Source organism: Parabacteroides hominis (assembly GCF_014287585.1).
Classification (GTDB): Bacteria; Bacteroidota; Bacteroidia; order Bacteroidales; family Tannerellaceae; genus Parabacteroides; species Parabacteroides hominis.
Genome location: NZ_JACOOJ010000006.1, coordinates 61449 through 74572, shown reverse-complemented (window position 1 = coordinate 74572; position 13124 = coordinate 61449). Strand labels below are relative to the sequence as shown.

The following is a 13124-nucleotide window of genomic DNA, read 5'->3' as shown; positions in this document are numbered from 1 at the left end:
TTATTTCGAATTAAAACCTCTCAATTTTATTTCAGTCAGTATTTTCTTGGTGTTCAGAGGAAAGTCGCCATTCATAATCCAGGAATAATATCCGGGATCGTTCTTCAGCACTTCCTCGACCAGACGGCCTTTATATTTGCCAAAGTTTATCACCTCTTCCCCTTTGTCGTTATATACCATACGCCCGGCAAAGTCCACATTATTCGTATAGCTTGAATATTGGGAAAGGAAATTGATATCATTCTGCAAGTCCGGATAACGGTCCAACTGCGCTTTCAACACTTCATAGGTCGCCATCGTATCGGCCTCCGCCGTATGGGCGTTTTCAAGGCTTTTGTCACAGTAGAACTTATAGGCGGCCGAAAGCGTACGCTGTTCCATCTTATGGAAAATGGTCTGCACGTCTACAAACTTGCGTTTGTTCAAATCGATATCGACACCTGCCCGCAGAAACTCTTCCGCCAGCAAAGGGATATCGAAGCGATTGGAGTTATATCCGGCCAGATCGCACCCTTCTATCTGGGTGGCCAGCGACTTGGCTATTTCTTTAAAGGTTGGACAGTCTTTTACATCTTCGTCGGTGATGCCGTGAATAGCGGTCGATTCCGGTGGAATGGGCATTTCCGGATTGATCCGTCTCGTTTTAGATTCTTCTTTTCCATTCGGGTAAACCTTGACAAAAGAGATTTCCACGATACGGTCTTTAACAATATTAATACCCGTAGTCTCCAAGTCGAAGAAGACTAACGGGTTTTTCAGGTTTAACTGCATTTCTTATATTTTAATCATTCAACATCATAGGCATCAGCAGCATCAGCAGATCCTCGTTCTCTTCGTTTTCAGAAGGAACGATCAGGCCGGCACGCGAAGGATCAGCCAATTCGAGTATCACCTCTTCCGAATTGATGTTGCTCAGTATTTCAATCAGATAAGTAGCCTTGAAACCGATGCTTAATTCGGTTCCGTCAAAGCTGCAAACAATTTTTTCTTCCGCCGAAGTGGAAAAATCGATATCCTGTGCGGAAACAATCATCTCGCTCTCCTTCAACTGCAACTTGACAAGGCTGCTTGCCGGGTTGGAGAAAACGGAAACGCGCTTCAAAGCATTCAGGAAAGAGACACGGTCGATCGTCACCTTGAAAGGATTTTCCTGCGGGATCACGCTGTTGTAATTCGGGTAACGGCCTTCGATCAGTCGGCAAACCATTTCGAAATTAGAACAGTTGACATAGGCATTGTTATCATCGAACTTGATGCTGACCATCTCCCCTTCTTTTGATAAAAGGCCTTTCAGCAGGTTAGCGGGCTTCTTCGGCAAAATGAAAGAAGCTCTTTCCGGTGATTTTACCGAAAGGTTGCGCAGGCGCACCAGCTTATGTCCGTCGGAAGCCACAAATGTCAGATCGTCCGTATGAATATCGAAATAGATGCCGTTCATTACCGGACGAAGCTCGTCGTCAGCCGTTGCAAACAGCGAGCGGCTGATGCCGTTCAGCAACATCTGCGCATCCATCATGACAGATATCGCATTCTCATTCAACGGTTTCTGCTGCGGATACGTGTCTCCCTTCTGTCCGATAAAATTATACTTACCGTTCTGGAAATGGATAAAGATTTCCAGGTTATCGTCGTTAATATCGAAAGTCAGCGGTTGTTCGGGCAACTCCTTCAACGGGTCGAGCAAGATTTTTGCCGAGACGGCGAAAAGCCCGCTTCCCTGTGCATTCATCACGTCAACGGATGTAACCAGACGTGTTTCAGCATCCGAAGCTGTTATGGTGAGTTTATTACCTTCCAGGTTGAAAAGGAAACTGTCCAGGATCGGTAATGAATTCTTAGAAGCAATGACTTTGCTAATAGATTGCAAACGTGATAACAGCGCTGTGCTGGATACATCAAATCTCATGGTTCTTAATTATTTATTTGTTTTTATTTATTATTCATCAAATGTATTTTGCAGGTCCGGCTCACGGACAGCCCTTAACCGGACAGCCGCGGATTCGCCCACACAAAATTATGAAAATATTCCATATAACCACCCGAATGGAGACAAAAAAAGAGGTCCTTCCCGCTATGGAGAAGAACCTCTCTTCGTATCTTGATATTACGCTCTCTTATTTAGCGAAATAATCTTTGACAGCTTCGTTAGGAATCATTTCTTCCTGGAAGATGTAAGCACCGGTCTTCGGGGACTTAACCATCTTGATTACTTTAGAATAGGTACGACCGTCACCTTTCTTAAATGTTGCAACCGCTTTTTTTGCCATTGTTTAATCTCCTCTTACTTAATTTCTTTGTGTAACGTCATCTTCTTCAGGATAGGATTGTACTTCATCAGCTCCAATCTCTGAGTTGTATTCTTTCTGTTCTTTGTTGTAATATAACGGGAAGTACCCGGCATACCACTTTCTTTGTGCTCAGTGCATTCAAGAATTACCTGAACTCTGTTACCTTTTGCTTTCTTTGCCATTTCTTATTTCCTCCTCAAATTAAGCGTTTAAATAACCTTTTTCAGCAGCTCTCTTAATTGCTGCATCCAAACCAAGTTTATTGATAGTACGCAAGCCAGCGGCTGAAATATTCAGGCTAACCCAACAATCCTGTTCTACCCAGTAGAACTTTTTAGTAAACAGGTTCACATCAAACTTACGTTTCGTTCTTCTCTTAGAGTGAGAAACGTTGTTGCCAACCATTGCTTTCTTTCCGGTAATTTGACAAATTTTAGACATCGCTAATCTTTCTTTTTAATATTACGAAATTTAAGTCAACTCCTGCTATCTGTCTTCCCTTTTTGAACTGCATCTTGAACAAAAACAAAGATTCTAATAGAGTTTCTCTTCTTTTACGGGGCACAAAGGTACAAATTATTTTGATTCACACACAAGAAATCAGCAAATAAATCAGCACTTTCTGCTATTTTTCTTTAATTTATTCTGTATGAGAGTGTCAAGCCCCGCTGCCGCATAGATTGTTATCGCAAACAAATAAGGATAATGATAGCGGGAAGTGATCACGAACAAAACCGTTACAGCCGTACCTAAAACAGGGATCAGGAGATAGACATTCCGCTCCCGGAACAGATCGCGCCGGTTCGTCCAAACGTAATAAAGGAATAACAAAAGCACGGTGTAATAGACAATGCTCTTCAACGCCAGGACAACGATTAACTCAATCAATTTCAAGCTATTATCCTTCATTTTTGAAAGCACTACTCTAAATCCCATATCCGGCTTCACACGCTCCGTCCAGGTATCTTCACAATATAAAGCGGCCAACTTGAAGGGCAGTTGGGAAATATACTTAAACGGGTGCTCCGATATCCAGCGGACCGACGCACGCTTTAACAGGCTGTCCCGCTCCATATAGGTATAATCTCCGGGAGGAAGGCAAATATAATTGTCAGGATCACCGAAGCCGTTAAAATTGACTAAACCGTTTGCTTCATCAAAAGAACTCATGGCTAAGTTATAGCCTCCGGACACCGCTTGATAGACAAAATGACCGGTTCTCTTCTTCGCACTCTGTCCGATCAGGAAAACAGTCAAGACAAGCGGCAGAGCCAAAGCGACATAAGACTGCCACCGGCGCTTTTGCACGATGAAAAGGAGCAAAATCACGCATAAAAAGACAATTGCCAGAGGACGGAACCAGTTAGCCAGAGCAATCAGCACTCCGGCGACAGCCACAGGAAACAGCCGGCGGAAGTTGCACAACAGCAGGGCTGTCAACAACAGGAAAGTAAAAGGCAAATCAGTCAATACGGCTATCGGAGCATATAGGTTTGAAAAAATCGACATATATAAAATAGCAGCGTAATACCCCGTTTTATTCGAAAACATCCGTCCGGCCAACTTCCGTATTTCAAATACCATTGCAATATTCATCAATAAATTCAGCAACCGGACAAAAGAGAAAGATCCGAAAAGATGATAGATCCCGATCAAAAGGTTTACATAGCCCGGACCGAAAATAAAATCGTCATATTGGTTATGCACGTCCGGATACCAAGTGCCCCTCGCAATACATTCCGAAGCCAGTTCCACATAAGCCAGGGCGTCATCGTGGTTAGGCATATCCCAGTATTTTACCATTAGGCAAACCTGCAGGATCACCCATATGGCAAACACGATCCGAAAAACAGCCGGTATTTTTTTTCCAATCATTCCTCTTTAACTCTTTTTGGGAGACAAAGATACAGCCTTTTCACCAGTAATCCGCCGTGATAGATTAATTCTATCGGCTTATTCGAGAAACAACGGGACGTATTTGCAACAAAACCAGACTCCGGATGGTTTTCTTTTCAAAGAAACATAAAATAAAAACGCATTAATTATGGCACGAGATTTTAAAGAAGCATTGAGACATCGCAGAACTTACTATCACATCACGAACAGTTCCCCGATATCAGACGAACAGATCAAAGAAATCATAGACTTCGCAGTCATGAACGTCCCTTCAGCCTTCAATTCGCAATCGACCCGCATCGTATTGCTGTTAGGCAAGAACCATAAAAGACTTTGGGAGATCACGAAAGAGACATTGAAGAGAATTGTCTCCGCGGAAGTTTTCAAAGGAACGGAAGCTAAAATAGACGGAAGCCTGGCCGCCGGCTACGGAACGATCCTGTTCTATGAAGACAAAGCGGTCGTCGAACAGTTGCAAGACTCCTTCCCTACTTACTACGACAAATTCCCGGTTTGGGCACAGCAAACATCCGCCATGCACCAACTGGCTATCTGGACAATGCTGGAAGATGCCGGCTTAGGAGCATCCCTTCAACATTACAACCCGCTGATCGACGAAACCGTATGTGCGGAGTGGAAACTCGATCCGAAATGGGAACTGGTTGCCCAGATGCCTTTCGGGACGCCGACGGAAGAGCCCGGACCGAAAGAGATCAAGCCGCTGGACAAAAGAGTCCTGGTTTTCGGGTAAAAGAGAAAGTGCCCCATTAGCAAAATGTCACTACGCCCCCATCTAAATCGGATTAGTAGTGCATATAAATGGAATTAGTAGCAAGGATAATATTTTTTAACGTTTCTATTTGGAAGCGATAACCCTCTTTTTGCTGTCGAAATGGCAACGGAGCATCTTTCTCTTTTTAATGTCAAACTAAATTAAGCACAAATATGAATTACGATATTGCAATCATAGGGGGAGGGCCGGCGGGCTATACCGCCGCCGAACGGGCAGCCGAAGGGGGCTTGAAAACCGTCCTCTTCGAAAAGAACGCCATCGGGGGCGTCTGCCTGAACGAAGGCTGCATTCCCACAAAAACGTTATTATACTCCGCCAAAATACTGGACAGCTTCAAAACATCCTCCAAATATGGCATTCTGCCGGAAGGGACGCCGTCTTTCGACATGGACAAGATCATCGGGCGTAAGAACCGGACGGTCAAAAAGCTGACATCCGGCGTGAAGATGCGGCTCACTTCGAGCGGGATCACGATCGTCGAAGGGACTGCCGTGTTGAACGGGGAAACGGACGGAATGATCCGCATAGAGTGCGGAAACGACCTTTTCACCGTCAAAAACATACTCCTCTGCACCGGTTCCGAAACGGTAATCCCTCCTATCGAGGGACTCTCGGACGTAGAATACTGGACTTCGCGGGAAGCACTCGACAGTAAAGAGCTTCCCAAAGAACTTGCCATCATAGGCGGCGGCGTGATCGGGATCGAGTTCGCCTCTTTCTTTACCAGCATGGGAGTAAAAGTGAAGGTGATCGAGATGATGCCGGAAATACTCGGTGCGATGGACAAGGAGGCTTCCGCCATGCTCCGGAGCGAATATGCCAAGAAAGGCGTGGAATTCCATCTGAACACAAAGGTGATCGAAGTCACCCCGAAAGAGGTCATTGTCGAGAAAGACGGCAAGACGGATGCGATCCCGGCAGACAGGATCCTGGTCAGCGTAGGGCGCCGGGCCATCACCAAAGATTTAGGCTTGGAAAGCCTTTCCATCGAGACGGACCGGCGGGGCGTCCGGGTGAACGAATATATGCAGACTTCCCATCCGCACGTTTACGCAGCCGGCGATATCACAGGATTCTCGCAACTGGCCCATACGGCCTATCGGGAAGGCGAGGTTGCCGTCAATCATATCTTAGGGCATGAGGACCGGATGGACTACAGGGCCATTCCTGCCGTCGTCTACACCAATCCCGAAGTGGCGGGTGTCGGCAAGACGGAAGAGGAATTGAAGGCGAACGGAGAATATTACAACCTTGTCAAGATACCGATGACCTACTCCGGCCGTTTTGTCGCCGAAAACGAAACCGGCAACGGGCTATGCAAGCTCCTGACAAACGTGAACGGCCGGATCATCGGTTGCCACCTGTTGGGAAATCCGGCGTCGGAGATCATCGTCATTGCCGGTATCGCCGTCGAGCACGGTTATACGGTCGATGAATTCAAGAAAACCGTATTCCCCCATCCGACTGTCGGAGAGGCGATACATGAAAGCCTCTACCTCTGATTTATGATTTATATCGATAATCCATACACCGATGCCTGGTTCAACCTGGCAGCCGAAGAGTATCTGCTTAAGAACTTTTCGGACGACATCTTCATGTTGTGGCAGAACGAACCGTCCGTCATCATCGGCAAGCATCAGAACGTATGGGACGAGATAAACCGGAACTATATACAGGAGAAGCATATCAAAGTCGTACGCCGTTATTCAGGTGGCGGAGCCGTCTATCACGATTCCGGCAACCTGAATGTCACTCTTATACAAAACAGCAAGGAACTTGCATCCGGCACATTCACAGCCCGGCTGATCGCCTTCCTTGCCACATTCGGCATCCGGGCAGAGGCTGACGAACGGCAGGCGCTCACGATCGACGGGCTGAAAATATCAGGCAGTGCGCAATCCATCCACAAAGGCAGGATCTTGCACCATGCCACCCTCCTTTTCTCCACCGACCTGTATCGCCTGGCGACCGCCCTCAAAAGCACAGGGCGGAGGCCGGAGAAAAACGAGGTGAAGCCCGCTCCTTTTTATGTCAAGTCCGTAAGAAGCCCGGTCACCAACATATGCACCTATACCCGCAAAGCGGTATCTATCGGAGAATTCAGAGACGCGCTTCTGAACTATTTTACAGAAAACAAGACGGCCACCCGTCCTTATTCATTCACTGAAGACGATTTGAACGCCATCCGGACCCTGCGTGACAACAAATATGCAACGCCGGCCTGGAACTTCAATATCAGAACATAAAATACACATTTAAACTATGTCGACATTTGAAATAAAAATGCCCAAGCTGGGCGAAAGCATTACGGAAGGGACGATTGTCTCCTGGTCCGTCAAAGTAGGCGATGCTGTTCAGGAGGACGATGTCCTCTTTGAAGTGAGCACGGCCAAAGTCAGTGCGGAAATACCCTCTCCGGTTGCCGGAAAGGTTCTCGAACTGCTGTTTGCCGAAGGCGATACGGTAGCCGTCGGCACAACCGTCGCCCTGATCCAGTTGGAAGGCGAAGAGGGAGAAGCGCCGGAAAGCCCCGCTCCCGCAGCGGCCAAAAGCAACGAAAGCACAACGGTACAGTCTGCACCGGCAGAACCCGTCCAGCCCGTCAAATCGTCCAAGGAAGAAGACGGAAGATGGTATTCTCCCATCGTGCTGCAATTAGCGCAGGAAGCCAAAATATCGCAAGCCGAACTGGACGCTATTCCGGGAACCGGCTACGAAGGGCGTCTCAGCAAAAAGGATATCAAAGATTATATAACGACGAAGAAAAGCGGAGTAGCTCCACAAAGTGGAACCGAAAACTTGCGCCAACCGTCGACGCAACCCACCGTCGACGACCTACGCAACGCGCCATCACCGGTCGACGGTGGACACCATCATCGGTCGACGCCGCCCACCGTCAACGACCGACGCAATCCGGCAGCTATTGCCGAAGACGAAACAGTCGAAATGGATCGCGTAGCCCGTATCATATCCGACCACATGGTGATGTCGAAAAAAGTGTCTCCGCACGTTACGACCGTTGTCGAAGCCGACGTTACCCGCCTCGTCAAATGGCGCAGCCGCGTGAAAGAGGCTTTCTTCAAACGCGAAGGCGTGGCGCTCACCTTTATGCCTGCCATTGCCGAAGCCACGGCCAAGGCATTGGCTGAATTCCCGTACGTGAACGCATCGGTAGACGGCTACAAGGTCATTCTGAAAAAGCATATCAACCTGGGTATCGCCGTGTCGCTGCCGGACGGCAACCTGATCGTTCCGGTCATACACGATGCGGACAAGTTGAATCTGAACGGTCTTGCCGTCAGTATCGACAGCCTTGCCGCCAAAGCACGCACGGGTAAGCTGATGCCGGACGATATACAAGGCGGAACTTTCACGATCACCAACTTCGGTTCGTTCAAGAGCCTGTTCGGTACGCCGATCATCAACCAGCCGCAGGTAGCCATCTTAGGCGTCGGCTTCATCGAAAAGAAACCGGCTGTAGTGGAAACACCCGAAGGAGATACGATCGCAATCCGCCACAAGATGTACCTGTCCCTGTCGTACGACCACCGGATCATCAACGGTGCGCTCGGCGGAGAGTTCTTGCGGCGGGTTGCGGATTATTTGGAGAACTGGGATAAATGATGATTTATCGGTGAGCAAAAAGACAAAGCAGGCCTTATGCTGCACGCTCTCTTTTGCCGTCTGCTGAAGCAGACGGTTTAAAAGATTTAGAGGCAAAGCCTCTTCCTCTGTGGACTTTAGTCCCTTTCATAAGATTATATTTAAAGGGGTTAAAACCCACAGAGGAACCGGCAAGGCCGGAAGCAATCACCTGTCCGTCTGCTGAAGCAGACGGCAAAAGAAACCTGCGGCATGAGGCTCGCCTCACTTGAATCGCAAAGAAGCAGGTGGTATCGGCCATCCCCAAAGAGCCGTCAGGCTCTATCTCCGGCCTAAGCTGGTGAGCGTTAAGCGTAGAGACCGCAGTGAGCGAACGGAACGTCTGCTGTCCCAAGCGAAGCGAGTTTCAGATGCGACAGCGAACGGAGGGAACGGAGTAGCGAAGCAGGTTCGGCCTTGAACTTTTGGTTACTTTTCTTTCAAGAGAAAAGTAACTGATAAATCAGCATTTATCAGCATTTATCATAAAACAATTAAAACAACACATAAAATAATCAAGTATGAAACGATACGATATAAAAACGACCGATACCGAGACGCTTCGCAAATGGTATTACCTGATGAGTCTCGGCAGGGCGCTCGATGAAAAGGCGCCTTCTTACCTGCTCCAGTCCTTAGGATGGTCCTATCATGCCCCTTATGCCGGACACGACGGCATCCAGCTCGCCATCGGGCAGGTATTCCACCGGGGAGAGGATTACCTCTTTCCCTACTACCGTGATATGCTGACGGTCCTGTCTGCCGGAATGACGGCGGAAGAAGTCATCCTGAACGGTATCTCGAAAGCGACCGACCCGTCCAGCGGCGGACGGCATATGTCCAACCATTTCGCCAAGCCGGAGTGGCATATCGAAAACATATCCTCGGCAACCGGGACACACGACCTGCACGCCGTAGGTGTCGCCCGCGCAATGGTTTATTACGACCACAAAGGCGTTGCGATCACCTCGCACGGTGAATCCGCCACTTCCGAAGGCTACGTCTACGAAGCCATCAACGGGGCGAGCAACGAGCAGCTCCCCGTTATCTTCGTCTTGCAGGACAACGGCTACGGCATCTCCGTCCCCAAAAAGGACCAGACGGCCAACCGCAAGGTAGCCGACAACTTCTCAGGCTTCAAAAACCTGCGCATCATCCACTGCAACGGAAAAGACGTTTTCGACTCGATGAACGCCATGACCGAAGCCCGCGAACATGCGATCAATACGCATAATCCGGTGATCGTCCATGCAAACTGCGTACGCATCGGCTCCCATTCGAACTCCGACAAGCAGACTTTATATCGCGATGAAAACGAACTTGCCTACGTGAAAGCAGCCGATCCGCTGCAAAAATTCCGCCGTATGCTGCTCCGTTACAACCGCCTGACCGAAGAAGAACTGAAGCAGATAGAAGCACAGGCGAAAAAAGACCTGAGCGCTGCCAACCGCAAAGCGATGGCGGCTCCCGAACCTGATCCTGCAACGATCTACGACTATGTCCTGCCCGAACCTTACAAGCCGCAAAAATATACAGACGGCACGCACAAAGAAGAAAATGGCGAAAAGAAAACACTGGTAACCGCAATCAACGAAACACTAAAAGCAGAATTCCGCCATAACCCGGATACATTCCTGTGGGGACAGGACGTGGCTAACAAAGACAAAGGCGGCGTGTTCAACGTCACCAAAGGCATGCAACAGGAGTTCGGACCGAAACGTATCTTCAATGCTCCCATCGCCGAAGACTACATTGTGGGCACGGCCAACGGCATGTGCCGCTTCGACCCGAAAATACACGTCGTGGTAGAAGGAGCCGAATTTGCCGATTACTTCTGGCCGGCCATCGAGCAATACGTCGAATGTACCCACGAATACTGGCGAAGCAACGGGCAGTTCACCCCTAATCTGACGCTCCGCCTGGCATCGGGCGGTTATATCGGCGGCGGACTCTACCATTCGCAAACGATCGAAGGCGCGCTGACCTCCATTCCGGGAGCCCGCATCGTCTATCCTTCTTTTGCCGACGATGCGGCAGGGCTGTTGCGAACCAGCATACGCTCGAAAGGCTTTACCGTCTTTCTCGAACCGAAAGCGCAATATAATTCGGTCGAAGCAGCCAGTTTCGTGCCGGATGACTTCGAAGTCCCTTTCGGAAAAGCCCGTATCCGCCGGCCGGGCAGCGACCTGAGCGTGATCACGTATGGCAACACGACACATTTCTGCCTGACCGTCGCCGAAAAGCTGAAGAAAGAGCATGACTGGGATGTGGAAGTGATCGATATCCGCTCGCTGATCCCGCTCGATACGGAAACGATCTTCGCCTCCGTGAAAAAGACCAGCAAGGTGCTGATCGTACATGAAGACAAAGTGTTCTCCGGTTTCGGAGCGGAAATAGCCGGTATCATCGGCACGGAAATGTTCCGGTACTTGGATGCTCCGATCCAGCGCGTCGGTTCCACCTTCACCCCAGTCGGTTTCCATCCTGTCCTCGAAAAAGCGATCCTGCCCGGAGAAGAACGGATCTACAACGCTGCAAAAGCATTATTAGAATATTAATGAAAGAGACGGGGCAATCCGTCTCTTATAAACAGTATACAGAATGAAGAAAATAGGTTTATTCTATGGTGGCGCAACCGCTAAAACAGCCGTAGTCGCCTTGAAAATACAAGAAGCGTTCGCTGAAAACGAAGTCGTCCTGATCCCGATCGAAGGAGCGACACGCAAGGAATTCGAATCGTTCGACAACATCATTGCCGGAACTTCCACCTGGTTCGACGGAGAACTGCCGACCTACTGGGACGAGTTTCTGCCTGAAATAGAATCTATCGACATGACGGGCAAGAAAGTCGCCCTTTTCGGTCTCGGCGACCAGGAACGCTACCCCGACAATTTCGTCGATGGAATCGGCATTCTGGCGGAAGCCTTTACCAAGAGCAATGCGGAACTGGTCGGCTTCATGCCCGTCAGCGACTACCAGTTCACCCAATCACGAGCCGTTAAGGAAGGGCATTTCCTGGGGCTTGCCCTCGATGTCGAGAACCAATCCGAACAGACAGAGGAACGCATCCTGAAATGGGTGGCGGAACTGAAAAAAGAGTTCCGGTAATCAATCATTATCAGACTAAAGTCCACTCGCTAAGCGAATATAATTTAGGCACGGATTTCCGTGAAATCCGTGCCTAAAAAATTGTAATAAAGGTGTTTTCCGATTACTGCAAGCGGCGAATACCCACCGCCTTATTATACTGGGCAAGGGATGCTTTCTGCTGATACCAGGTCTGGATCAGGCTGCTATAAGACTGAATCCAGGAAAGCTGGGCGGAAAGGACGTCGAGGATCGGAAGTTTCCCCTCGTTATAGCTGAACGTATTCAGGTCGAGGTTTTCTTCGGCGATCTTGCAGGCTTCTTCGGCAACATCGATCTGCTTCGTGTTTTCCGTCAGGCTGGTCCAGGAATTGGCTACCTCCTGGGAAATCTGGTCGCGCGCATAATCCATCGCATATTCCTTACTGCGCAAAATGGCTTTCTGGGAATTGACCTCCTTGAAACGGGCGCCCCAACGGAACAAAGGTATCTTCAGGGAAGCGAATACGGCAGGTGTCCAAAGCTGGTCGGAACCTTTCACGTTCAACATCGGAGTGCCCCAGGTTCCCTGGAAACCGATCGCCAGTGTCGGATTATATTTTGCTTTTGACAAGTTGATCTGCCGTTTCTGGTATTCGATATTCAATCGGGAGATCGTGAAGTCCGGCCGGTTCTGCAAAGCTGCCTCCTCCCCTATGTGCATAGGCAACGGCTGGACCATCGTGATGGCATCGGCAATCTCTACCGGCGTCATAGGAGGAACACCCATCAGCACGTTGAGGTTCTGCAAGGCGATCTGATAGTCTTTGTATGCAGCACTTTTGTTCAATTCCGCTTCTTTCAAACGGGACTGTACCTGCAAGAGGTCGGTTTTACTGATCTGCCCGTCATTGAAACGGGTAGTCAGCACGTTTGCCAATTCCTGCACGATATCGACATACTGGCACATGACATCATACATACCTTTGCGGGCAGCCGCAGACCAGTAGTTCAGGTCAGCGGCATACACGATATTATCCGTCGTCAGGTCTTCCGCCTCGGAAGCGATCTGTCCCTGTATCTGGGCGGCCTTGTAATTGTTGTAGATTTGTCCGCCGGCATAGATCGGCTGGCTTACGGTAGCTCCCAAACTATAGGTGTTATGATCCATTTCGACAGCCATGCCGGGGCCGAAATCCAAGTCGTACTTATTGATACGGTACTGGTAGCTGCCGGAGAAATCGACAGCCGGGAAGAAAGCGGTCTTGGCCGCCTTGATAGCATGCTGCATCGCAATACGCTCTTCCGCACTCTGTTTGATCTGGCGGCTATATTCAAGCACTTTCTGCTTGTAGTCTGCAGCCGTGACAGGCTTTTCCTGTGCTCCCACAGATAAAGCCCCCAACAGCATGCAACCGATAATTATTTTATTTCTCATA

At 49.1% G+C, this 13124-nt stretch carries 14 protein-coding genes and 1 pseudogene; 7 read left to right on the top strand and 8 right to left on the bottom strand.

Annotation, left to right across the window (positions count from 1 at the left end):
* The 6 genes from H8S65_RS05125 to H8S65_RS05100 all read right to left on the bottom strand — a co-directional run bounded on the left by H8S65_RS05125 (position 1) and on the right by H8S65_RS05100 (position 4163).
* Positions 1–771, bottom strand: coding sequence for a 3'-5' exonuclease (locus tag H8S65_RS05125; RefSeq protein ID WP_186928937.1), 771 nt, complete (start codon positions 769–771; stop codon positions 1–3).
* A gap of 10 nt (positions 772–781) precedes the next feature.
* Positions 782–1906, bottom strand: a complete 1125-nt coding sequence (gene dnaN, locus H8S65_RS05120; RefSeq protein ID WP_186928936.1) for a DNA polymerase III subunit beta — start codon at positions 1904–1906, stop codon at positions 782–784.
* A gap of 208 nt (positions 1907–2114) precedes the next feature.
* Positions 2115–2267, bottom strand: a complete 153-nt coding sequence (locus tag H8S65_RS05115; RefSeq protein ID WP_005638125.1) for a DUF4295 domain-containing protein — start codon at positions 2265–2267, stop codon at positions 2115–2117.
* A 14-nt stretch (positions 2268–2281) separates the two neighbouring features.
* Complete coding sequence (rpmG, locus tag H8S65_RS05110) at positions 2282–2470, bottom strand: 50S ribosomal protein L33 (protein WP_005642977.1); 189 nt, start codon at positions 2468–2470, stop codon at positions 2282–2284.
* A 19-nt stretch (positions 2471–2489) separates the two neighbouring features.
* The gene (gene rpmB / locus H8S65_RS05105; protein WP_186928935.1) at positions 2490–2729 is read right to left on the bottom strand and encodes a 50S ribosomal protein L28; all 240 of its coding nucleotides are present in this window, start codon (positions 2727–2729) and stop codon (positions 2490–2492) included.
* Between the two features lie 171 nt (positions 2730–2900).
* Positions 2901–4163, bottom strand: coding sequence for a glycosyltransferase family protein (locus H8S65_RS05100; RefSeq protein WP_186928934.1), 1263 nt, complete (start codon positions 4161–4163; stop codon positions 2901–2903).
* Positions 4164–4332: 169 nt separating this feature from the next.
* On the opposite strand from H8S65_RS05100, the gene H8S65_RS05095 reads away from it, so the two are divergent.
* The 5 genes and pseudogenes from H8S65_RS05095 to H8S65_RS21375 all read left to right on the top strand — a co-directional run bounded on the left by H8S65_RS05095 (position 4333) and on the right by H8S65_RS21375 (position 8601).
* Complete coding sequence (locus H8S65_RS05095) at positions 4333–4935, top strand: nitroreductase family protein (RefSeq protein WP_186928933.1); 603 nt, start codon at positions 4333–4335, stop codon at positions 4933–4935.
* 194 nt (positions 4936–5129) lie between these two features.
* A complete protein-coding gene (gene lpdA / locus H8S65_RS05090) occupies positions 5130–6479 on the top strand; it encodes a dihydrolipoyl dehydrogenase (protein WP_186928932.1) in 1350 nt (449 codons plus the stop codon).
* Between the two features lie 3 nt (positions 6480–6482).
* Positions 6483–7223 (top strand): lipoate--protein ligase family protein, encoded by a 741-nt coding sequence (locus H8S65_RS05085; protein WP_186928931.1) that lies wholly within the window; start codon positions 6483–6485, stop codon positions 7221–7223.
* Positions 7224–7239: 16 nt separating this feature from the next.
* Positions 7240–7749 (top strand): annotated as a pseudogene (locus H8S65_RS21380) (biotin/lipoyl-containing protein); the annotation flags it as partial.
* 27 nt (positions 7750–7776) lie between these two features.
* The gene (locus H8S65_RS21375) at positions 7777–8601 is read left to right on the top strand and encodes a dihydrolipoamide acetyltransferase family protein (RefSeq protein ID WP_436277869.1); all 825 of its coding nucleotides are present in this window, start codon (positions 7777–7779) and stop codon (positions 8599–8601) included.
* Between the two features lie 34 nt (positions 8602–8635).
* On the opposite strand, the gene H8S65_RS05075 is transcribed toward H8S65_RS21375, so the two are convergent.
* Entirely contained in the window at positions 8636–8974 is a 339-nt protein-coding gene (locus H8S65_RS05075) for a hypothetical protein (protein WP_186928929.1), read from the bottom strand.
* Between the two features lie 166 nt (positions 8975–9140).
* On the opposite strand from H8S65_RS05075, the gene H8S65_RS05070 reads away from it, so the two are divergent.
* On the top strand, positions 9141–11177 hold the full coding sequence (locus tag H8S65_RS05070) for an alpha-ketoacid dehydrogenase subunit alpha/beta (RefSeq protein WP_186928928.1): 2037 nt from the start codon (positions 9141–9143) through the stop codon (positions 11175–11177).
* A gap of 43 nt (positions 11178–11220) precedes the next feature.
* On the top strand, positions 11221–11727 hold the full coding sequence (locus tag H8S65_RS05065; RefSeq protein WP_186928927.1) for a flavodoxin: 507 nt from the start codon (positions 11221–11223) through the stop codon (positions 11725–11727).
* A gap of 103 nt (positions 11728–11830) precedes the next feature.
* Here the strand turns inward: H8S65_RS05065 and H8S65_RS05060 are convergent, their stop codons facing one another.
* On the bottom strand, positions 11831–13123 hold the full coding sequence (locus H8S65_RS05060) for a TolC family protein (RefSeq protein WP_186928926.1): 1293 nt from the start codon (positions 13121–13123) through the stop codon (positions 11831–11833).
* Position 13124: the final 1 nt, after the last annotated feature.